General features: G+C 65.6%; 22 protein-coding genes. 15 read left to right on the top strand and 7 right to left on the bottom strand.

Annotation, left to right across the window (positions count from 1 at the left end; all coding sequences use genetic code 11):
• The 4 genes from AB1411_06290 to AB1411_06305 form a co-directional block, all read right to left on the bottom strand.
• On the bottom strand, positions 1 to 277 hold a 277-nt coding region (locus AB1411_06290; protein ID MEW6543205.1), incomplete at its 3' end, for a type II toxin-antitoxin system RelE/ParE family toxin.
• Positions 274 to 456 (bottom strand): hypothetical protein, encoded by a 183-nt coding sequence (locus tag AB1411_06295; GenBank protein ID MEW6543206.1) that lies wholly within the window; start codon positions 454 to 456, stop codon positions 274 to 276. The genes AB1411_06290 and AB1411_06295, both read right to left, overlap by 4 nt.
• 243 nt (positions 457 to 699) lie before the next feature.
• Positions 700 to 972 carry a hypothetical protein gene (locus tag AB1411_06300; GenBank protein ID MEW6543207.1) on the bottom strand — a complete coding sequence of 91 codons (273 nt, stop codon included), beginning with the start codon at positions 970 to 972 and terminating at the stop codon, positions 700 to 702.
• A gap of 155 nt (positions 973 to 1,127) precedes the next feature.
• Positions 1,128 to 1,505, bottom strand: a complete 378-nt coding sequence (locus AB1411_06305; GenBank protein ID MEW6543208.1) for a DUF5618 family protein — start codon at positions 1,503 to 1,505, stop codon at positions 1,128 to 1,130.
• Positions 1,506 to 1,650: 145 nt separating this feature from the next.
• Between AB1411_06305 and AB1411_06310 the strand changes: the two genes are divergently transcribed.
• The 4 genes from AB1411_06310 to glgA are packed head-to-tail and all read left to right on the top strand — an operon-like array spanning position 1,651 to position 4,233.
• Positions 1,651 to 1,821, top strand: a complete 171-nt coding sequence (locus AB1411_06310) for a hypothetical protein (protein MEW6543209.1) — start codon at positions 1,651 to 1,653, stop codon at positions 1,819 to 1,821.
• A 28-nt stretch (positions 1,822 to 1,849) separates the two neighbouring features.
• A complete protein-coding gene (locus AB1411_06315) occupies positions 1,850 to 2,200 on the top strand; it encodes a DUF971 domain-containing protein (GenBank protein MEW6543210.1) in 351 nt (116 codons plus the stop codon).
• 5 nt (positions 2,201 to 2,205) lie between these two features.
• Positions 2,206 to 2,679, top strand: coding sequence for a hypothetical protein (locus AB1411_06320; GenBank protein MEW6543211.1), 474 nt, complete (start codon positions 2,206 to 2,208; stop codon positions 2,677 to 2,679).
• A 33-nt stretch (positions 2,680 to 2,712) separates the two neighbouring features.
• On the top strand, positions 2,713 to 4,233 hold the full coding sequence (gene glgA, locus AB1411_06325; protein MEW6543212.1) for a glycogen synthase GlgA: 1,521 nt from the start codon (positions 2,713 to 2,715) through the stop codon (positions 4,231 to 4,233).
• Positions 4,234 to 4,319: 86 nt separating this feature from the next.
• On the opposite strand, the gene AB1411_06330 is transcribed toward glgA, so the two are convergent.
• From AB1411_06330 to glgC, 3 genes are all read right to left on the bottom strand, one after another.
• Entirely contained in the window at positions 4,320 to 5,384 is a 1,065-nt protein-coding gene (locus AB1411_06330; GenBank protein MEW6543213.1) for a DEAD/DEAH box helicase, read from the bottom strand.
• A 65-nt stretch (positions 5,385 to 5,449) separates the two neighbouring features.
• Positions 5,450 to 7,321, bottom strand: coding sequence for a hypothetical protein (locus AB1411_06335; GenBank protein MEW6543214.1), 1,872 nt, complete (start codon positions 7,319 to 7,321; stop codon positions 5,450 to 5,452).
• Positions 7,296 to 8,534, bottom strand: a complete 1,239-nt coding sequence (gene glgC / locus AB1411_06340; GenBank protein ID MEW6543215.1) for a glucose-1-phosphate adenylyltransferase — start codon at positions 8,532 to 8,534, stop codon at positions 7,296 to 7,298. The genes AB1411_06335 and glgC overlap by 26 nt, the downstream gene beginning before the upstream one ends.
• A gap of 137 nt (positions 8,535 to 8,671) precedes the next feature.
• Between glgC and AB1411_06345 the strand changes: the two genes are divergently transcribed.
• The 11 genes from AB1411_06345 (at position 8,672) to def (ending at position 20,823) form a co-directional block, all read left to right on the top strand.
• Complete coding sequence (locus AB1411_06345; protein MEW6543216.1) at positions 8,672 to 8,965, top strand: hypothetical protein; 294 nt, start codon at positions 8,672 to 8,674, stop codon at positions 8,963 to 8,965.
• Positions 8,966 to 8,989: 24 nt separating this feature from the next.
• A complete protein-coding gene (locus AB1411_06350) occupies positions 8,990 to 10,084 on the top strand; it encodes an ABC transporter ATP-binding protein (protein ID MEW6543217.1) in 1,095 nt (364 codons plus the stop codon).
• Between the two features lie 49 nt (positions 10,085 to 10,133).
• Positions 10,134 to 11,069 carry an ABC transporter permease gene (locus AB1411_06355; protein ID MEW6543218.1) on the top strand — a complete coding sequence of 312 codons (936 nt, stop codon included), beginning with the start codon at positions 10,134 to 10,136 and terminating at the stop codon, positions 11,067 to 11,069.
• On the top strand, positions 11,066 to 11,833 hold the full coding sequence (locus AB1411_06360; protein MEW6543219.1) for an ABC transporter permease: 768 nt from the start codon (positions 11,066 to 11,068) through the stop codon (positions 11,831 to 11,833). Before AB1411_06355 ends, AB1411_06360 begins: the two co-directional genes overlap by 4 nt.
• A 63-nt stretch (positions 11,834 to 11,896) precedes the next feature.
• Positions 11,897 to 12,277 (top strand): hypothetical protein, encoded by a 381-nt coding sequence (locus AB1411_06365; GenBank protein ID MEW6543220.1) that lies wholly within the window; start codon positions 11,897 to 11,899, stop codon positions 12,275 to 12,277.
• Between the two features lie 147 nt (positions 12,278 to 12,424).
• The gene (locus tag AB1411_06370; protein ID MEW6543221.1) at positions 12,425 to 13,489 is read left to right on the top strand and encodes a spermidine/putrescine ABC transporter substrate-binding protein; all 1,065 of its coding nucleotides are present in this window, start codon (positions 12,425 to 12,427) and stop codon (positions 13,487 to 13,489) included.
• 196 nt (positions 13,490 to 13,685) lie between these two features.
• The gene (locus tag AB1411_06375) at positions 13,686 to 15,062 is read left to right on the top strand and encodes a TolC family protein (protein MEW6543222.1); all 1,377 of its coding nucleotides are present in this window, start codon (positions 13,686 to 13,688) and stop codon (positions 15,060 to 15,062) included.
• 38 nt (positions 15,063 to 15,100) lie between these two features.
• Entirely contained in the window at positions 15,101 to 16,225 is a 1,125-nt protein-coding gene (locus AB1411_06380) for an efflux RND transporter periplasmic adaptor subunit (GenBank protein MEW6543223.1), read from the top strand.
• A gap of 49 nt (positions 16,226 to 16,274) precedes the next feature.
• Positions 16,275 to 19,382, top strand: a complete 3,108-nt coding sequence (locus AB1411_06385; protein ID MEW6543224.1) for a CusA/CzcA family heavy metal efflux RND transporter — start codon at positions 16,275 to 16,277, stop codon at positions 19,380 to 19,382.
• 71 nt (positions 19,383 to 19,453) lie between these two features.
• Complete coding sequence (locus tag AB1411_06390) at positions 19,454 to 20,209, top strand: HEAT repeat domain-containing protein (protein MEW6543225.1); 756 nt, start codon at positions 19,454 to 19,456, stop codon at positions 20,207 to 20,209.
• 83 nt (positions 20,210 to 20,292) lie between these two features.
• Positions 20,293 to 20,823: a peptide deformylase gene (def, locus tag AB1411_06395; GenBank protein ID MEW6543226.1), complete on the top strand. Its 531-nt coding sequence runs from the start codon at positions 20,293 to 20,295 to the stop codon at positions 20,821 to 20,823.
• The last annotated feature ends 1 nt before the right edge of the window (position 20,824 follow it).

Below are 20,824 nucleotides of genomic sequence, written 5' to 3' on the forward strand. Positions count from 1 at the left end.
GCAGCAGGCGTGCTGCGTGATGGACCGTAATGACGTGAACCTCTTCCTGCCGCAGACGATAGACGATGCGATAGGGTGGGCGAATGATCTCGCGCAGGGTCGGCTCCTGATATTCGGGCACGATGCGGCCCGACTCAGGAAAGGCCGGGAGTTGTTCGACGGCTGCGACGATGCGCTTGACGACCAGATCGGCGGCGTATGGCGAGTCTCGCTCGATGAAGGTTTTGATGGCTTGCGTGTCTTCGATGGCCCGGCGCGTCCAGATGATCCGTCTCATGCGGTCAAGCGCCGTGTTGCCTCCTCATGCGAGACGGTCTCGCCTCGGTCCGACTGTCGAAGGCCTTCTTCGACTTTGGCGAGAAAACACAGGCGTTCGATGGCCTCTTCAACAGTGGTCTCGTCGGGCAGTGGCCGGAGGGCTTGAAGGATTTTTTCTTTGGTGATGGCCGTGCTCATAGGAGACCTCACATGCCTCATCGGATGGTCGCACCGGCTCTCCTCAGAACGGCTCGACTCGCTCTAAGGGGAGAATCACCGGGTGGCTACGTGTGCCACATTGTAGGGGGGAACAGTTGAAAGAGCAAGCCGGTGCTGACTGGGGCGCCGGTCAAGTCTGACATTTCGAGTTCGTGACCGCGACAGGGCTCCCGGGACCGGAGTGACGGTTCGTGTGCTGCGTCTGCGCCACGGGCCTGGCGCTCAGGGCTCTCTGGTCAGGTCAATCGGGTCCACGCTGAACTCGTGCTCGTGCGCGAGGGCATAGGCGAGGGCCGGCGGGTAGAGATCGGTGATCCAGCCTCTCTGTCGCAACCAGAGCCGCACCGGATGTCGGTCGAAATAGGCCTGATAGGCGCGATACTGCCGAAAGGCGGAGTCCAGCTTGGCCTGGAGGCTGGCCCGATCGTCGGGCGTCAATTCCCGGAAGACGAGGCCGAGGGCATCGTCACCGAGCCTGCTTATCTGGAGCTTCACCGTCTGCTCCGCAGAATTCCATCCGGGTTCGTTGTACCGATTATGGCACCGAGCGGCTCAAATTTTGCCAGTACCTGGCCGGGACGACCTCGTCAGATGCTACAGCGCAAAGACTCTGCCGTCGCGCACAGGCCGATCGGTCTGAGTCTCCAACGCTAACCCACTTTCTCGACAAACATGCGCGCCGCCTTCAGCGCATCCTTCACGATGTTTGCGTTGTACAGCAGTCCGCGGTAGTAGCCGGCAGTGTGGAGGGTGTCGTAAAGGTTGTTGAACTCCCGGAGCAGCCTGCCGTTATGGATCGCCAGGTACTTTTGCAGGGCACGGCGGTAGCCATCCACGGATTGAGGGAGCGCCCGTTCGGGAACTCCTCGCTTCAAGAGTCCCTGATTAATGGCCTCCAGCACGGCGAGATACGCCGTGCCCAGCGCTTCACGAACTGGCTTCCGGTCAAGGTAGATGTCGTCCTCGATTGGTACCTGCTTGAGCAGATCTCTGGCGTTGTGAAGATAGCGAAGGGCCTCTTTCTGCATCTCGTACCCTCGTCTGCGGGGAAGCGGTCCCGGTGAAGCTTCTACCATGCCTGAGCCGGCTGAAGCAATGTTATCCCCGCGTGGCAGAGTCTGCGAGAATAGAGCCGGGCTTGTCGGAGGGATGCTCATCTGCTACAGTCCACCCATGGCGCGCTTCGTCGGCAAAGGCTTCCTCGCGGCGGGATTCCTGCTGGGGATCTACGGGCTGACCGAGGCCCAGCCGTCGCTGCTCCGGTCAGGACTGGCGCTGGTGGTCGCGGGCATCGCCGCAATGAGCTATGGGCTCTACCAGGCGCTGGCTCCACGGAACAAATAACGAGTGACGGGTGACGAGTGACGAGCGTGTGACAGCCCTCGAGCCCCGGGACATGGCCTGGCTGGACAAGGGCCTGCTCGGGATCGAGTGGTCGGACGGACACAAGGGCATCTATCCGGTCCGCTACCTGCGGCAACATTGTCCCTGCGCCGCCTGCACCGATGAGTGGACCGGGGAGCTGCGCCTCAAGCCGGATGACGTTCCGATGTTCATCGCCGTGCAGGACATCGAGGCGGTCGGCCGGTACGCGCTCAAGTTCGCCTTCAGCGACGGGCACGATTCGGGCATCTACTCCTTCACCTTCCTCCGCCGCCACTGCCAGTGCGACTCGTGCGTGCCGGTGAAGCCGGAACAGCCCAGGAGCCGGCGGCTTCTGTGAGACGAATGGGCAGGCCAGTCGGACCGGCCCTCATCTTCCTTTCCCTGTTTGCCGTCTCGTGCCATCTGATTCCCCCTCATCTCAAGCCGCTCCCGTCCGCGGACGAGCAGAGGGCGATGGTCCAGCGGAACGATCTGCGCCTCCATCGGTTGAGCAGCCGCGCCTTTCTGGAAGCCTGGGGGCCTCCGACTTACGAGTATCGGGCCACGACCCAGTTCTTTGCGGTCGAGGACGGCAACTACATTCCGCGATTCCTGGTGCCGACCGGGGAGGCTCCGCCCAATTCGGAGGACGTGGCGATGGCGGGGGATGGGTACTTCCTGGCCTATGAGCAACGTGGCGAGGTCGTCGGGTTCCTCGACGACCGGCTGGTCTATCGCAGCAGGATGTCCGCGGAGAAGATCCGGGCTCTGGGAAAACAGTGGCAACGAGAGTCGCAATTTCATACGGATGTCGAGCGATCCCTCACGCCGCGTTAGCCCCACAACCTGCCCTTGATGATCCGTGCCTCAATGGCTGAACGGTCCTGCAAGGTCTTGATGGTCTCCTCGGAGGCCGTGCCCTTCGCCAAGACGGGCGGGCTGGCCGACGTAGCGGGGGCCCTGCCGCGCGAATTGGCCAACCTAGGCCATCAGGTCCGGTTGGTGATTCCACGGTATGGAACGATTGGAGACCGGTACGGCTTCCGGGAATGGAAGCGGATCGAGGTGCCCGGTCCGGCCGGTCCGGTTCCCGCCGTGATCGAGCGGAGCGTGATGCCGGGCTGCGACGTGCCGGTGCTGGCGATCCGCCATGACCACTATTTCAACCGGGCTGGGCTCTATGGGGAGGCCGGATCGGATTATCCCGACAACCTGGACCGTTTCGCCTTTTTCTGCCAGGCGGTGATGGAGCTGGTCCCTCTCTTGTCACGCGGGGAAGGCGAGGGGGGCGAGGCGGACGGGGGGGGATGGACGCCGGACCTCCTGCACGCGCACGACTGGCAGACGGCGCTCGTTCCCGTGTACCGGCGGACGCTCTACGCGGGCCAGCCGGCGCTCGCGAAGCTGCGCAGCCTGTTCACCGTCCACAACATGGGCTACCAGGGCCTCTTTCCCGCCTCGGCCTATCCCAAGACCGGGCTCGGCTGGGAGTGGTTCACGCCGCAATGGCTGGAGTTCTACGGACAGCTCAACCTGCTCAAGGGCGGGTTGGTCTCAGCCGACTGGCTCACGACCGTCAGCCCGACCTACAGCCGGGAGATCCAGACGGCGGAGCTCGGGTTCGGCCTGGAGGGGGTGGTGCTGGAGCGGAGGGACCGGGTGGTCGGCATCGTGAACGGGATCGACGTGGACCAGTGGAACCCGGCGACCGATCCGCACCTGCCGGCCCGCTACTCGCCGCGGGACCTCTCCGGTAAGCGGACCTGCAAGGAGGCGCTGCAGCGGGAGATGAGCCTGCCGGTCCGGGACGTGCCCCTCGTCGGGATCGTCTCCCGGCTTTCCTGGCAGAAGGGGCTCGACCTGCTGGCCGAGGCCCTGCCGGCCCTGATGAACCGGGATCTGCAGCTCGTGCTCCTGGGGACGGGCGAGCCGGCGCTGGAGGCACAATTCCGCGCCCTGCGCGACCGGTTCCCCAAGCAGCTCGGCCTGCGCATCGGGTTCGACGAGGGCCTGGCGCACCGGATCGAGGCGGGAGCCGACCTGTTCCTCATGCCGTCCCGCTACGAGCCCTGCGGGCTGACCCAGTTGGCCAGCCTCCGTTACGGGACCGTCCCCGTCGTCCGCCGCACCGGCGGGTTGGCCGATACGGTCGTGCCCTATGGAGCCGGGACCGGTTCGGAGGGGCCAGCCACCGGCTTCCAGTTTCAGGATGCGACTCCGGACTCGCTGCGGGAAGCGGTTGAGCTGGCCCTGCTCGTCTATGCGGACCGTGACCGGTGGCTGAAGTTGATACGGGCCGGGATGGAGACGGACGTCTCCTGGGCCAAATCGGCGCGGGCCTACGCCGGCCTCTACCGGCGGATGCTGGAGGGGAAGCCGCGTGATGGGTGAAGGGTGATGCGTGATGGGTTAAAGAGAACTGGGTTCCGATTACAGTCAGAACTCATCACCCATCACTGATCACCTATCACAGTTCTTCACCGGCTGGGGCGCAGCGTCTCTTCCTCGTACTGGGAAAACAGGCGCTTGGTTTCCGGGTGGAGCGGGAAGTGGGGACTGTGCGGAATCCCCACGGAGCGGAAGAGCGGGGCCAGCTTGCCGTTGGGGTGGAGATAGCCGGCGCGGAGCGGCACCGAGCGACGGTGGTGCCGGACCAGGTGGCAGGGCGTGGGTCTGATGCTGGTCAGCCAGTCGGCGATGTCCTGCGGGTTGCCGATGGACGCCGACAGCAACAGGAGCCGGGCCTGGGTCGGACAGAAGATGATCGTTTCCTCCCAGACGACTCCCCGCTCCGGATCGGCCAGGTACTGGGATTCGTCCATGATGACGAGGCCGAGCGTGTCCAGCCGCACGTCAATCTCGCCGCCCGCCGCGTCGTAGAGCAGGTTCCGCAGGATCTCCGTGGTCATGATCAGGAGTGGGGCCTGCTGGTTGTCCTTCCGATCGCCCGTGAGAATGCCCACCTGGTCGGCTCCGAACAGCCGCGAAAACTCCGTGTACTTGGTGTTCGAGAGGGCCTTGAGGGGCGAGGTGTAGATCACGGTCTCCTCCGCCTCGATGGCCCGTCGCGCGGCCTCGACCGCCACGTAGGTCTTGCCGCTGCCGGTCGGCACGCTGACGATCACGTCCGTCGTGGCCAAGTGGCCCAGGGCCTCCTCCTGCCAGGCGTCCGGTATGAAGGGGCGGGGAGGCGGGACCCCGATGCCTTCCAAAAAGGCCGAGAGGTCCGGCGCCGGCTCAGCCGGCTCCTTCTCCCCGTGGCCCCGGTGCTTCTCCGACTGATTGACATGCGAAGAGCCGGGGGCCGGAGGCCTGGGCTTGCCCTCTCGGGCGGCTGGCTGTGGCTTCTTGGCCCCTTCCTCGATCAGGGCCGTCAAATCCGACTCCAGGCCGGCCCGGTTCTCCGCCGTGTGTCGGAGCAGGGCCTCGATCAGCCGCCGCTTGCCCAAGCGGAAGTGCCGGTGTACCCGTCCGTGGGCCAGCCGATGCAGCCGGCTGACCGGCTGTTCGGCGAGCAGTTTTTCGAGTTCATCAGTGGTCATAACCCTCGTGACTCGTCACGCGTCACCGGGACCCATTGCTCTGAAGAATGCAAGGGGTGCCCCCGTCACGGCAGTTCTTCAAGGACTCCCCGGCGCAGGGCCTTCATGGCCCGGCTGGCCGTGTCGGCCAGGCCCGGGTGGGTGCCCTGCAGGGTGTGGACCTGCGAGAGGTACTCGAGCGTCCGCGCCAACAGGCGGTAGATGTCCCCCTCCGCCATCGTGGTCGTCCGGCAGAGGCCGATCCAGGTCACGGCGGGATCGCCCACCCAGCGTTCGGTCAGGGCCGCCACGTCCCCCCGCAGGAGCGGCGGATCCTCGTAGGGGGCCAGGGACTCGGCCAGCCTCCGCGCCTGTCCCATGAGCGAGGCCAGGCCGGGACTGCTCCGTGGGAACGAGCCGGGCCGGTCGTCGTCGTGGGCGATGCTGGCCAGGATGCCGGCCAGGACCTGGGGCTCGATGCCGCTGAAGGCGTCGGCGCGGATCAGCTCGGTGATCAGGAGCGAATGGTCAATGCGGATCAGCCGCGCCCATTCTCCCTCCTCGGTCAGATGGAAGGTCTGGGTGAGGTAGCCGAACTCCTGCAGGGCTTCGGCTTTCTCCTGGAACTGGTGCCAGAGGCCGGTGCGGAGCGAGTGGACCATTTTCGTGTGTCGCTGGATGTCCTGGCGCAAGCGCAGGGCCGCCGCATGGTCTTTCTGGCAGGCGGGCCGGGACGGACAGCTCGGGCAGGGAAACTCGTCGGTCAGCGTCTGTGCGATCTCGGTCGCCTCCGGCTCCGGCTGGATCACGGTGGGGAGCGCGGGCAGCCGGGCAGGCAGCTCCGCCGACTGCCGGAGAAGTTCGTCCAGACTCTCGGGCGTACACCAGGGATAGGCCGGCGCTTCGACCACGTCGAAGGTCCGGTCGAAGACCTGGGCGACCTGGCTGGCGGGGCATTCGGTGACCGCACCGGTCGGGCGCAGCACCGTGACCATGGGGCTCCGCTGTCCCCGGCTCCGGTACTGGCGGAGCACGATCCCTCGCCCCTTGGGCAGGCCCACGACGCGGCCCGGCGAGAGGAAAGGCAGGCGGGCCGCGACTTCCGGCGACTCCTTCGGCCGGGGTCCCGCGTGGCGGCTGTGCAGCCGGTGCGCCTTCTGCTTTCTGGCATGGTCGAAGACCTGCCACTGGGTGACCCAGTCGGTGCAGACCCGGGGTCCGTAGGGCTCCATCTGGACGTGCAGGGCGTCGAGCTTGCGCTCCAGCGCCTCCGCCCGGCGGTTGAGCTGGAACTGCGCAAAGCTTTTCGCCAGGATCGCCTGGATTTGGTCCAGCGGGTGGGCCTTCAGCAGGTTCAGGACCATCGGGTAGGTGATGACGAACTGGCTGTCGATGGGCTCGGGCTGACCGGTCAGCCCCTTCGTGATCACGGTCAGGTCGATGTAGGGGGACGGGGTCACCACCGCGAAGCCGACCAGGTCCTTCCCGCGCCGACCGGCCCGGCCTGCCAACTGCTGCACTTCGCTGACCGTGAGGTCCGTGAAGTCCCGGGTCTTGCGCACGCTTGACTGGGTGAGCACGACTGTCCGGGCGGGGAAGTCCACGCCGGCGGCCAGGGTCGTCGTGGCGAAGACCGCGTCCAGACAACCCTGTCGCATCAGTTCCTCGATCGCGATCTTCCAGGAAGGAAGGTGGCCCGCGTGGTGGGCGGCGACCCCGGTGCGCTGGACGGTGGCCTGGAGCGGGTGCTCCGCGATGCTGGGGAACTGCGCGGTCAGGTCCTTGAGCACCGAAGCGATGGCTTCCTGCCGCTCCGGCTGCAGCGCGACGTGGCTGCGCTGGAAGGCCTGGATGGCGTCGTCACAGGCGCGCCGCGACGTCAGGAACACGATGGCTGGGGTGAGGTTCTTGTGGCGGAGCGCACCGACCAGGTCAACCGGATGAATGGACGGAGGCATTCAGTTTCATTCCTTTAGAAATGACCACGAGACCGGACTCGGTGACCGTAAAGCGGCTTCGATCGGCCTCCAGGTCGTAGCCGATCTCGGTCTTGGGGGGGATGATCACTTCTTTGTCGATGATCGCGCGCCGGATGCGCGCGTGCTCGCCGATGTGGACGCTCTCCATGACGATCGACTCGCGGACCTCGGCGTGGTCCTCGACCCGGACGTTCGGGGACAGCACGGAGTTCTGCACGCGGCCGCCCGAGATGATGCAGCCGCCGCAGACGATCGAGTCCAGGGCCACGCCCATCCGCCCGCCCTGGAAATCCTGAGCGAAGACGAACTTGGCGGGCGGGAATTGGCCCTGGTAAGTACGGATCGGCCAGTTCTGGTCGTAGAGGTTGAAGAGCGGGTCCACCGCGACCAGATCCATGTTGGCCTCCCAATAGGCGTCCAGGGTCCCGATATCCCGCCAGTACTTCACCGCCTTCTTGTTTTCGTCCTGGAACTTGAAGGCGTAGACCCGGCTCTGCTGGATCATGCGCGGCACGATGTTCCGGCCGAAGTCGTGCAGGGTCTCCCGCTGCGCGTCCTCGACGAGGTGCTTGCGGATGACCTCGGTGCGGAACAGGTAGATGCCCATCGAGACGAACGCATGGGCCGGATCGCCGGGGAGCGGCATCGGAGCGGCCGGCTTCTCGTCGAACCGGACGATCCGGCAGTCCTCGTCCACCCCGAGCACGCCGAACCGGCTGGCCTCCTCCAGCGGAAACTCCAGGGCGCCCACCACCGCGTCGGCCTGCTTGGCGAGCAGGAAGTCGTACATGTCGGCGTAGTTCATCTTGTAGATGTGGTCGCCGGCCAGGACCAGGAGGAATTCCGGCGGCTCGTTCTCCAGCAGGAACAGGTTCTGGTAGACCGCGTCGGCGGTGCCCCTGTACCAGTCCTCGCTGATCCGCTGCTGGGGAGGGATCGAGGCGATGAACTCGCCGAGCTCGGGGTTCAGGATGTCCCAGCCGACGCGGATGTGCCGGTCCAGCGAGTGGGACTTGTACTGGATCAGCACCGCGATCTGCCGGAGCCCGGAGTTGATGCAGTTGCTGAGGGTGAAATCAATGATCCGGTACTTGCCCCCGAAAGGCACGGCCGGCTTGGCCCGGTGCTGTGTGAGCGGGTACAGCCGTTCGCCCTTGCCCCCGGCCAGGATCATCGTCAGGATGTTCCGCATGGCACCGAATTGTAACAGGGCCGCGGGGAAATGGGAAGGAAGAAGGGGGGAGCGCGCGGGCCTGATTGACAGCGAGAACGCGCCGGACAATACTACCGCGGTACCGGTGAGCGCTTCACGCAAAGGAGGTTGGGACTATGGCCGGTGGGCCGGTGATGAAGAAGCGGCGCGCGACGGCGGTCGCGCGCCGGGACGGGCTCGCCCCGTCGGTGGTCAAGAGCGTTTTGTGGCGATTGGATCGGCTTGAGCGTCAAGTGCGGACCCTGTCGGAGTTGGTCCGCAAACACGCGGAGGACGCCGACCGGCTGGTGCGGATCGTCGGCGAGGACCACGAGGCGCTGCGCAAGGAGTTGCTGCGCGAGCATCAGGCCCGGCTCCGTGTCCGCAAGCGCGCGCGGGCAACCGGGGCCGGGATCGGGCTGCTGCGATAGGGTCTCTTCCCCGGAGGCGAGTCGGTGGCCGAATCCAGCGTCGAAATTCGCGAGGTGGTCAAGCGACACGGTCAGACCGTGGCGGTGGACCGTTGCTCGCTGGAGGTCCGGCGGGGAGAGTTCTTTTCCATTCTGGGCCCCAGCGGGTCCGGCAAGACCACGATGTTGCGGCTCCTGGCTGGCTTCGAAGAGCCGGACGAGGGGGAGATCCTCATCGAGGGCCGGTCCATGCGCCACGTTCCGCCGAACCGGCGGCCGGTCAATCTGGTCTTTCAGCAGTACGCCCTGTTCCCCCACCTGAGCGTGTTCCGCAACGTGGCCTTCGGGCTCGAAATGCGGGGGACCGGCCGGGCCGAAATCCACGCACGGGTCTCCGCCGCGCTGGACACGGTCAGGCTGGCCGGCAAGCTGGACCGTCTGCCGGCCCAGCTCTCGGGAGGGGAACAGCAGCGGGTGGCCCTGGCCCGCGCCCTGGTCAACCGCCCCTCCGTGCTCCTGCTGGACGAGCCGCTCGGCGCCCTGGATCAGCAGCTCCGTCAGGAGATGCAGGTCGAGTTGAAGACGATCCAGGAACAGGTGGGCATCACCTTCGTCTGCGTCACCCATCACCAGGAAGAAGCGCTCACGATGTCGGATCGGGTCGCGGTCATGCACCACGGTCGCCTCGTGCAGGTCGGGGCTCCCCGGGAGATCTACGAGGCTCCGGCCACGTCGTTCGTGGCGGGTTTCATCGGGGAGTCCAATTGTCTCGCCGGACGGCTGGCTGGCGAGTCCGGCCCCTGGTGCCGGATGACGGTGCCGGAGCTTCCGAGCGTGACGGTCCTGGCGCAGCCGCCCGACGGCCTCGGAGCCGGGGCCGGAGTGACGCTCCTGCTCCGCCCCGAGCGCGTGCACCTGTCCCGCGAGATCAACGTTGGGGGGTTCGAGAACGTCGTTCCCGCCAGGGTCGGCAAAGCGATCTACAACGGGAGCGAAATCCAGTACCTGGTGAGCCTCGCCGAGTCCGTCGTGTGGAAGGTCAAGGTGCCGAACGCGGGCGGAGATCAGAAACAGTTCCTGCCGGGCGAGGCGGTCTTCGTCCGCTGGAGGGCGGGAGAGGGAGTGGTCCTGACCGAGTGACGCGTTTCAGGCGGCGAATGATGGATGCAGGCGAGGGGGAGACGGTGGCATGACGGACGCGGCGAAGGGGCGAGGGGGGGACGGGGCGATCGCCCCGTCCCCGCGTCTCCGCGTTGGGCTCTTCGCCCGTCACCCGTCACGCGTCACCGGGACGTGGCTTCTAGCCCCGGCCCTGGCCTGGATGGGAGCCTTTTTCTTCTTCCCCGTTTTGCTGGTGCTGGCGATCAGCTTTGCGTCGCGCGGGACCTACGGAGGGGTGGAATGGACCTTCAGCCTGGCCAACTATGCGGAGACGGCGCATCCGCTCTATCTGAAGATCTTCGCCCGCTCGCTGGCCCTGGCCGCAGCCACGACGGTCCTGTGCCTCGTCCTGGGATTTCCCTTGGCTTACTACATCGCCAGACTTCCGCCGCGCCGGCAGCAGGTCTGGCTGCTCCTGGTCATGATCCCCTTCTGGACCAATTTTCTGGTCCGCACCTACGCCTGGATGTTCCTGCTCCGGACCGAGGGGCTGCTGAACACCGTCCTGCTGAGCCTGGGGCTCGTCAGCAGCCCGCTTGAAATCCTTTACACGGACGCGGCCGTGCTGATCGGGCTGGTCTACGGCTACCTCCCGTTCATGGTTCTTCCGCTCTACGCGGCCGTCGAGCGGCTGTCCCCTTCGATGGTGGAAGCGGCGTGGGACCTCTACGCCACGGCCTGGGCCGTCTTCTGGCGGGTGATCCTGCCCCTCACCAGGCCGGGCGTGGTCGCCGGCTGTATCCTGGTCTTCATCCCGTCCCTGGGCTCGTTCCTGACACCGGACCTGCTGGGCGGGGCGCGGAACATGATGGTCGGGAACCTGATCCAGCACGAATATCTGGTCGTGCGCGACTGGCCGCTCGGTTCGGCCATCTCGCTGGTCCTGATGGGGCTGGTCCTGCTGGGCGTGCTGGCCTATTTCAGGATGGATGGGGGCCGGACCAGCCTGGAGGCGCAGCGATGAGCCGGCGACACCGGTGGCTGTTGGCGGCCAGCGCGGCCGACCTCCTGTTCCTCTACGCGCCGATCGCGGTCCTCATCGTGTTCTCGTTCAACGGGTCCCGCCTCTCCGCCGTCTGGCAGGGAGCCACGCTGGAGTGGTACCGGCTGCTGGTCCAGGACGAGGCCCTGCTCGCGGCCGTGCGAAACAGCTTGGCGGTGGGGACGGTCTCCACGGTCGTCGCGACGCTGCTGGGCCTGTCCGCAGCCGTGGGGCTGGAGCGGCTGCCGCTCCGGGGACAGCGGCTCGTGGAGGGCGCGATGCTGTTCCCACTGGTCGTCCCGGAGATCATGATGGGCGTGGCCCTGATGCTCTTCTTCATCCTGGTCAAGCTGCCGCTCGGGCTGGCCACCGTGATGATCGGCCACGCCGCCTTCAACGTGCCGGTCGTGATGGTCATCGTCCGGGCCAGGCTGCGGAAGCTGGACCCGGCGCTCGAAGAGGCGGCGCGCGACCTCGGCGCGACCCCGTGGCAGGCGTTCCGGCGCGTCACGCTCCCGCTCCTCGCGCCGGCCGTCCTTGGAGCAGTCCTGATGGCCTTCACGGTCTCGCTGGACGACTTCATCGTGACGTTCTTCACGGCCGGCCCCGGCTCCACGACGCTGCCCTTGAAGGTCTACTCGATGGTGAAGTCCGGGGTGTCTCCGGAGATCAACGCCCTGTCGGCCGTGCTGGTGCTCCTCTCCATGGGGCTGATCGGCGTCTCGCTGGCGCTCCAGCGTCGCTGATGGCACAAGTCGGGCTGAGCCCCACGGCGCCTCCGGATGGAACGGAAACGTTGACAGGGCCTGATGAGTGTGATAGCAAGCAACCATTCTCCCTTCCTCAAGCCGATGGCTATGGACGACCGGCAGGCAACCAGGCTGATGCTGCACCGGGCCTTCTGTTGCTTCTTCGCCCTGTTCGTCCTCTTCTACTTCGTTGACAGCCTCCCCGGGCAGGATCTGGAGGCCTCCCCATGGCAGGCCGTGTTCTTGGACGTGGACGAAGCTGACGGGACAGGGGATCGGTCCTGCCCGTCTCTCTCCCACGACCAGCCGGCTGTTTCCTGTTTTTCCGGTCCGATCGCGCAGTTCTTCGACCGGGGGCTTCTCTTCGAAGCCGTGGGCGCCGGTGCCTCCCGGTCGGTACCGATCTCCTCGGCGACGACCCGTGCCCCCCCGGCGGCCTGACCTCACGCGGCGATCTTCCCTCGCACAATCCGATTGTCTCGTGCCGGCTGAGCTTGCGCAGCCCGTGGCGGCGTCGTGGGGGACGAGGGTGTGGAAACTTCGGGCAACTCACCCGGTTGAAGGCGTCGGCAGAAAGCGGTTCCGTGCATGACGCGAAAACCGATCGTCTGCCTGTGGCTCTGCTCGCTCCTGCTGCTCTCCTGCCAGCCTGGCCAGGAGGACGGGACGGAGGGCGGGGCCAAGACGGGGACGGCCACGCTCCACTACTTTACCTGGTCGGACTATGTGGACCGGGAGCTGATCGAGGAGTTCGAGCGGACCGCGGGCGCCAAGGTCGTGGTGGACACCTTCGGCAGCAACGAAGAGCTGCTGGCCAAGCTCCAGAGCGGCGCGGACGGGTACGACGTGGTCGTGCCCTCGGATTTCATGGTGTCGATCATGATCAAACAGGGGCTCTTGGCCGAGCTGGATTTGACCAGGATTCCGAACGCGAGCCTGTTGTTAGAGCGGCTGCAGCGCCTGCCGTTCGATCCGGACCACCGCTATTCGATCCCCTACCTGTGGGGCACCGTGGGGATCGGCTACGATTCGGCCGTGGTGACGGCTCCGCCGGACAGTTGGGAAGCTCTCTGGGATTCACGCTACCGGGGGAAAATCAGCATGCTGAACGACCAGCGGGAGGTGTTCGCCGTCGCCCTGCGTTCCACGGGGGAGTCCATCAACGCCAGGAATCCCGCGGCGATCGAGCGGGCCAAGGCCAAGCTGATGCGCCAGAAGCCGCTGGTCAAGAGCTACAACAGCGAGAACTACGACCAGTTGCTGGCCTCCGGCGAGGTCGTCCTGGCCCACGGTTGGGGCGGAGCCGTGGCCCGCGCGATGGCGGAGCGTCCGAGCATCCGATACGCGATTCCCAAAGAGGGAGGCACAATTTGGGCCGACTGCCTCACGGTGCTCAAGACCTCTCCCAGGAAGGACCTGGCCATGCGCTTCGTCAACTATCTGCTGGACGCGAACGTCGCGGCGCGGACGACCGACCGGATTCTGTTCGCCTCCTCCAACCGGAAGGCCAAAGCCCTCGTGCGGGCCGGCCTCAGGGACAATCCGGCGGTGTACCCGCCGGACTCGAGTCTGGACCGGCTTGAATGGATGAGCGACGTCGGAGAAGCCGTCCGGCTGTACGACCGGGCATGGACCGAATTGAAGCTCCTGTGAGCGAGCCCGACGTTTCCGTCTGCGGGCCGAGGAAATACTTGTTTTATCGGTCTGCGGAAAATCTGTATAATGGCTCGATTCGCTCGGTTCTTTGCGCCAAAAGCTGCATAGGCCGGCGGGTCTGATGCCGAGAGGCCGGGCAACGATGAGCGGACGCGGGAGAGTGATGAGTCGAAGACGAGCCTCCGATCGTGGCATGGTCCGATCGGCATGGCTCGCCGGCGTGGGGCTCATGCTGGCCGGCGGAATCCTGGTTCCAGCGGCCCCGTCGAGCGCTGAGTCGCCCGCAGTCCCGGAGGACAAGCCCGCTCTCAAGTCGGACGCCAAGCCGGAGGCCAAGGCCGAGGGCAAACCCGACGTGGCCCCGGCGCCCGTGCTGCGCCTCAGCCTGGACGAAGCCGTCGCGCTCTTTCTCCGGCAGAACCTGGACCTGCTCATCACGAAGTTCGGGATCGACTATACGAAGGGCCAGGAAATCACCGCGAGGCTCTTTCCGAACCCCAACCTCTACGTCGGCACGATCGGGTCGTTCATCGGGACTCAGTTCGGCCGGCCGTCGAACATCACCAGGAGCGGACAGGTCGTCACGATGGTGCAGCAGCTCTTCGAGATGGCCGGCAAGCGCGGCTATCGGATCGAGAGCGCCGGGTTCGGGACCATGTCGGCGGAGGCGGCGTTCGAGGACGCGATCCGGCAGCTCTCCTTCACGGTCAAGGACACCTACTATCGGGTCCAGTTGGCGCAGCGGCGGCTGGCGCTGGCGGAGGAGAACCGTGACCGGTTCGCGCGCATCCTGGAGGTCAACACGATCCGGTTCAAGAAGGGCTACATCGCCGAGGTGGACCTGATCCGCATCCGGCTCCAGGTCGTGGACTTCCAGTCCCAGGTCATCCAGTCCATCCAGGAGGCGGACACAGCCCGCGCCGACCTCCGGGTGCTGTTGGGCCTGTCGGCCTTGACCGAGCTGGTTCTGACCACGGAACTGGAGTATAAGCGGGTGGAGCCCGACGTCGTGGCGTTGCGGCTCGTCGCGCTGGAAGCCAGGCCGGACATCCGGGTCAAGCGCCTGACGCAATCCCAGCGTCTCGCCGACCTCAAGCTGGCCAAGGCTTACCGCTATCCCGACGTGACGATTGGGGCCGGGTACGGCGTCCAGGGAGCCTTGGGCCCGGACCTCCAAAACCAGGCCATGCTGAACTTCGGCGTCCCGCTTCCGCTGTTCAATCGGAACCAGGGCGGGATCATGCAGGCCGAGGTGGCCATCCAACAGGCGGAGGCGGACCTCCGGAAGACGCTGATTCAGGTGGAGAGCCAGGTGGACGTGGCGTATCGCAACCTGATCCAGAGCCGGCGGCTGGTGGAGGCCTATCGGGCCGGCGTCCTGGACGACGCCCGCGCGACCCTGACGATCGTGGAGCGGGCCTACGAGCGCGGCGGGGCGACGATCCTGGACCTGCTGGATGCGGCCAGGACCTCCCGCACGATCCAGCAGAACTACATCGAGGCCCTCTTCGGCTACCAGCGCAACGTGTATCTGCTGGAGAGCGCGGTGGGGCGGGAGATTGCGTCATGAAGGGACAAGGGGCGAGAGGCGAGAGGCAAGGGGTCGTGATGCTCGCCGTCTTGTGCGTGCTCCTCGCGGCCTGCGGCCGCCCCGAGGAGCCCAGCCCGTCCAACGCGGCGACGCCGGCGGCCAAGCCGGCACAGGGGGCGCCGAAAGACCTGCGGTCCCGCATCGAGACGGCGGTCGTCGCGCCCAGCCAGGTGAAGCCCGTGCTCGCCCTGGCCGGCAAGATCGCCTACGGCGAGGACCGCTACTCCAAGATCTCCTCGCCCCTCCAGGGCCGGGTCATCGAGGTGCGGGCGAAGCTGGGGGATCGGGTGAAAGCCGGGGATATCCTCCTGGTGATCGACAGCCCGGACATCACCGCGGCCTATTCGGATTTCGTCAAGGAAGCGTCGGACCTGGAGTTCGCCACCCGGGCCTATGAGCTGGCCAAGGATCTGTACGAGACGAAGGCCCTGCCGTTCAAGGATTACAAACAGGCGGAGAACGACCTCGTCAAGGCTCGTGCGGAGTTCCGCCGCGCCAAGGAACGGCTGCTCTCGCTGCGGGTGTCGGCGGCGGAATTGGACAAGCCGCTGGCCGAGCAGAAGATCACCTCCAAGTTCGACATGAAGAGCCCCCTCACGGGCACCGTGGTGGAACGGACCGTCACGCCCGGCCAGTCGGTGGGCGGCGATGCAACCCAAGTCCTGTTCACGGTCGCCGACCTGGACAAGCTGCAGATGGTCGCGGACGTCTACGAGCGCGACCTGGGCCTGGTCAAGGTCGGGCAAGTGGCCACCGTCAGCGTGGAGGCCTATCCGGGCATCGCGTTCCCGGCCGCGATCGCCGCCGTGGGCGACGTGGTGGATCCCAGCACGAGGACGATCAAGGTCCGAGCCTGGGTGAGCAACGACGGGCAGCGGCTCAAGCCCGAGATGTTCGCCCGGCTGCACATCCAGGTCAGCGACGAGTCCACCTTCCTGGCCGTTCCGCGAGAGGCCGTGCTGGAGGCCGACGGCAAGGAGTTCGTCTACGTGGTGGAAGACTCGGGCCGGTACGCCAAGCGGGAGGTCAAAACTGCGGTGGCCTCCGCGGACCAGGTACGGATTCTGGAAGGGCTGCAGTCGGGAGAACGGATCGTCACCAAGGGCGCGGTGCTGATCAAGGCGCAGGAAAGCAAGGGATGAGACAGACCGGAACCGGACCCTCGGCGCGCTCTGGGAACCCCTCGCCAGAATGATTCCCCGCATCGTCGAGTTCGCCCTCGAACAACGGGTTTTCGTCTGCGCGCTCGGGCTGATGCTGTTGTTCGGCGGGCTGTACGCCTTCCACATTCTCGACATCGTCGCCTATCCCGACCCGTCTCCGCCGATGGTCGAGATCATCACCCAGTCTCCGGGGATCTCGGCGGAGGAAATCGAGCGGCTGATCACGATCCCCACCGAATTGGGCCTGGCCGGCATGCCGGGTCTGACCGACATCCGGTCCCTGTCCATCTTCGGGCTCAGCGACATCAAGGTCTACTTCGATTTCCGGACCGACTATGTGCGGGACCGGCAGGAAGTCCTGAACCGTCTCGCCATGCTGGATCTTCCGGCTGAAGTGCATCCGACGATCTCGCCCTGGTGGACCATCGCCGAAATCTACCGATACGAGCTGACCGGAAACGGCGTGTCACTCACCGACCTGAAGACGATCCAGGACTGGGACGTGCGACGGCAGCTCAAACGGGTGCCCGGGGTTATTGACGTCACCACGTTCGGCGGCACGACGAAGGAATACCACGTGGAGTTGAATCCCGGCGCCCTGATCAGCTACGGCGTGACCCTGCCGCAGGTGATGACCGCATTGGCCAACAGCAACGCGAACGTGGGCGGCAACTATCTTTCGGTTGGCGCCCAGAGCTACAACGTCCGCGGGGTCGGGCTGATTGGCAGCCTGGACGACATCGAGAACATCCAGGTGGCCGAGAAGGAAGGGACGCCGGTCTTCGTCAGGAACCTTGGCCGGGTCAGTGTGGGCCACAGGGTTCGGCTCGGCAAGGTTGGTCTCGACGATCGGGACGACGTCGTGGAGGGCGTGGTCCTGCTCCAGCGTGGCGCCAAGGCGCTGCCGGTGCTGGAGCGGGTCAAGCAGAAGGTCGAGGAACTCAACACCTGGAGGCTCCCCAAGGGCGTCCAGATCAAGACCTTCTACGACCGGACCGTGCTCATCCACACCACGATCGAGACGGTCGTGGACATTCTGATCAGCGGAGTCCTCCTGGTCTTCGTGATCCTCTACGTGTTTCTGGGGCACTTCCGGTCGGCCGTGATCGTCGCGCTCACGGTGCCGATGGCGCTCCTGTTCACGTTCAGCATGATGGTCATGCTCGGGGAGTCGGCCAACCTGATCTCGCTGGGGGCGATCGACTTCGGCATCATCGTGGACTCGACTCTTCTCATGGTCGAGAGCGTTTTTTTTCACTTATCTCGCAGACCCAGCCCTGCGCTCACCGTGCCGATGCACGTCATGCGCGCGGTGCGCGAGGTCGGCCAGCCGATTTTTTTCGCCACGACGATCATCGTCGTGGCGTTCATCCCCCTGTTCACGATGACCGGCGTGCCGGGCAAGATCTTCGCGCCGATGTCGCTGACCTACGGACTCGCTCTGGCCGGCGCGCTCCTCATGACCTTTACGCTCGCTCCGGCCCTCTGCTCTCTGCTCCTGACGGGACCGGTGCACGAAACGGAAATGCCGGTGGTGCGCTGGATTCGACTGGTGTATCGGCACGCGCTGACATGGGCGCTGGACCACGAAGTTGTGGTCATCGCCTTGGCCGTCGGCCTGTTCGCGGTTACGATGGTGACGGTCCCGCTCCTGGGCGGAGAGTTCATGCCGCACTTGGAAGAAGGGAACCTATGGGTCCGGGCCACGATGCCGGTGGACATCTCGTTCGAGCAGGCCGACCGGCTGGCGGACGAGATTCGCGGCGTCTTCCGGCGGACGCCGGAGGCCACGGGCGTCGTCTCTCAGCTCGGCCGACCGGACGACGGGACCGACCCGACGAGCTTCTTCAACGCCGAATTTCTGGTGAACTTGAAGCCGAAGAAGGAATGGCGGCCGGAGATCGTCTCGAAGGACAAGCTGGTCGAGGAGATCGAAGCAGAGCTGGCCAAGATTCCTGGCATCACCTTCAACTTCTCGCAGGTGATCCAGGACAATGTGCAAGAGGCGATGTCCGGCGTGAAGGGGGAAAACTCTATCAAGCTCTTTGGCACAGACTTGAAGCTCATGGAAGACAGGGCTGCCGAAATCGAGAAGGTCATGAAACGGGTGCACGGGGTGCGGGACCTTGGGGTTTTCCGCCTCTTGGGGCAGCCTAACCTCCTGATCCACGTGGACCGGCAGGCCTGCGCCCGGTACGGGCTGCTCGTGTCGGACGTGAACGCGGTGGTGCAGGCGGCGATCGGCGGCCAGGCGGTGACCAAGGTCTTCGAAGGGGAGCGCTGGTTCGATCTTGTCGTCCGTTTCCTCCCCGAGTTCAGACAGGACAGGGAAGCGATCGAGAACATCCAGGTCAGCACGCCGGAAGGGGCCAGGATTCCGCTCAAGCAGGTGGCGACGATCTCGGTGCAGACCGGGGCCTTCATCATCTATCGGGAGAACAACGAACGGTACATCCCGATCAAATTCAGCGTCCGCGGCCGGGATCTGGAGAGCACGGTGCGCGAGGCGGCCGCTCGGATCAAAGCACAGGTCTCCCTTCCCGAACGGTACCGAGTCGAGTGGCACGGCGAGTACGACCAGCTTCAGGACGAGAAGCGCCGGCTGACGACGATCGTTCCGATCACTCTGGTCGTCATCCTGTTTCTGGTCTACCTGACTGTGCGGTCGTTCCTGGATGCGTCTTTGGTGCTGGTATCGGTGCCGTTTGCTTTGATCGGCGGGATCTTTTCGTTGATGCTGACCGGCACTGGCTTCAGCATCTCTGCGGCTGTCGGGTTTATATCCTTGTTCGGTGTGGCGGTCCAGGGAGCCCTCATTCTCGTTGTTCGGATTCGCAATCTCATGGTTGAGGGGCACGACCTGCGGAGCGCGATCTTGACGAGCACGGAAGTGGGGATGCGCCCCGTGTTGATGGCTACGCTCGCACCCGCGATCGGGCTCCTGCCCGCGGCGGTTGCGACCGGCATCGGCGCCCAATCCCAGCAACCGCTGGCCCGCGTCGTGGTCGGGGGCATGCTCACGGCAGCCGTTCTGATCCTGATGGTCCTGCCGGTCCTTTACCAGTTCGTCCACCGTATGCGTAGGGAGGGAAGTGAGGCGGAGGACGACGGGCCTACGAGCCAACCGACGGCCTAGCGCCGGGCGGGCGTTTCTGGCATGATAAGTTCAGGAAGCAAACGATAAGGGACAAGCAGAGGGGCTGAAACGTGCGGGGCATCGTCGGGGTCATCGTTGGACTGGCGGTCTGGGTCGGAATGATCCAACCTGCGCCGGCCCAGGTGCCGTACGAGGCGCCGCCCAAGGCGCAGGAAGCGCCCGACACCGCGGTGCCCCCGCTGAACAAGCCGCTGGGCCCCGAGGAGGTCAAGCGGGCGGAGGCGCTGCTGCCCCTGCTGGAGGGCAAGCAGGAGTTCTGGGCGATGGGCGAGTTCGTGCACCTCGGCACGCCGGCGGTGCCGGTGCTGCTCAAGGCCCTCTCGATGCCGGCGCCGAGGATCCGCTACAACGCGATCGAGACCCTGTTGATGATCAAGGATCCCAGCGCGGTTCCCGGCCTGCTGGAGTCGGCGACGCAGCCGGAAGAACTGCCGCGGATCCGCGAGCATGCGCTGCGCGTGGCCGTCCGGCTGAATCCGGCCCTGACTCCTCCGGCCATCGAAGTCATGGCCAAGGATCCGGACTCCACGATCAGGAAAACGGCCGCCTTCGAGGCCCGCTATGTGCGGCAGAAAGCCGTCGTGCCGGTGCTGATCGGGCTGATCTCGGACGACGAACAATTCGTGGCGGTCACGGCGGTCCATTCCCTGTGGCTGCTGACCAGACACGAGACCGAGATGCACAACTGGGAGGCCTCGACGAAGCAGGATCGGGCGGAGTGGGCGCAGGAATGGACCGACTGGTGGAAGGACGCACAGGCGACCTTCGAATTGCCTGAGCCGCGACGCCCGCGAAAGCCCCTCTGACCGGGACGGGCCGCCTTGCCGGTCCGCGACGGCCTGTGTTATAAAACCTCCTCATCATTCCACGGACCGACCAAAGCAAACCGATGGCGTTGCTCACGATTGCAAAGCTCGGCAATCCCGTCCTCCGGAGGGTCGCGCAGTCGGTTGCCCCGGCCGAGATCAAGACCCCGGCGATGCAGCAGTTCATCGACGACATGTTCGAGACGATGGCCGAGGCGGAGGGGATCGGGCTCGCGGCCCCGCAGGTCTCCCGCTCCCAGCAGATCGTCGTGATGGAGTGCCGTGGAGAGGGAGGCTTTCCCGCCACCGTGCTCATCAATCCGGAGATCCTGTATTACGGTCCCAACCAGATCGAAATGTGGGAGGGCTGCCTGAGCGTCGACGGGCTGCGGGGCAAGGTCGTCCGTCCCTCGATGGTCCGGGTTCGGGCTCTGGACCGCCACGGGGCTCCGTTCGAGCTGGACGCCACCGGCCTCTATGCAGTCTGCGTCCAGCACGAGATGGATCACCTGATCGGCAAGGTCTTCCTCGACCGGATGACCGACCTCTCGACCCTCACCCAACTCGAGGAGTTCGACCAGTATTGGCGGAAGGAGCACGCCGCGGTCATTTAGC

The organism is Nitrospirota bacterium, assembly GCA_040757595.1.
Lineage (GTDB): Bacteria > Nitrospirota > Nitrospiria > Nitrospirales > Nitrospiraceae > JBFLWP01.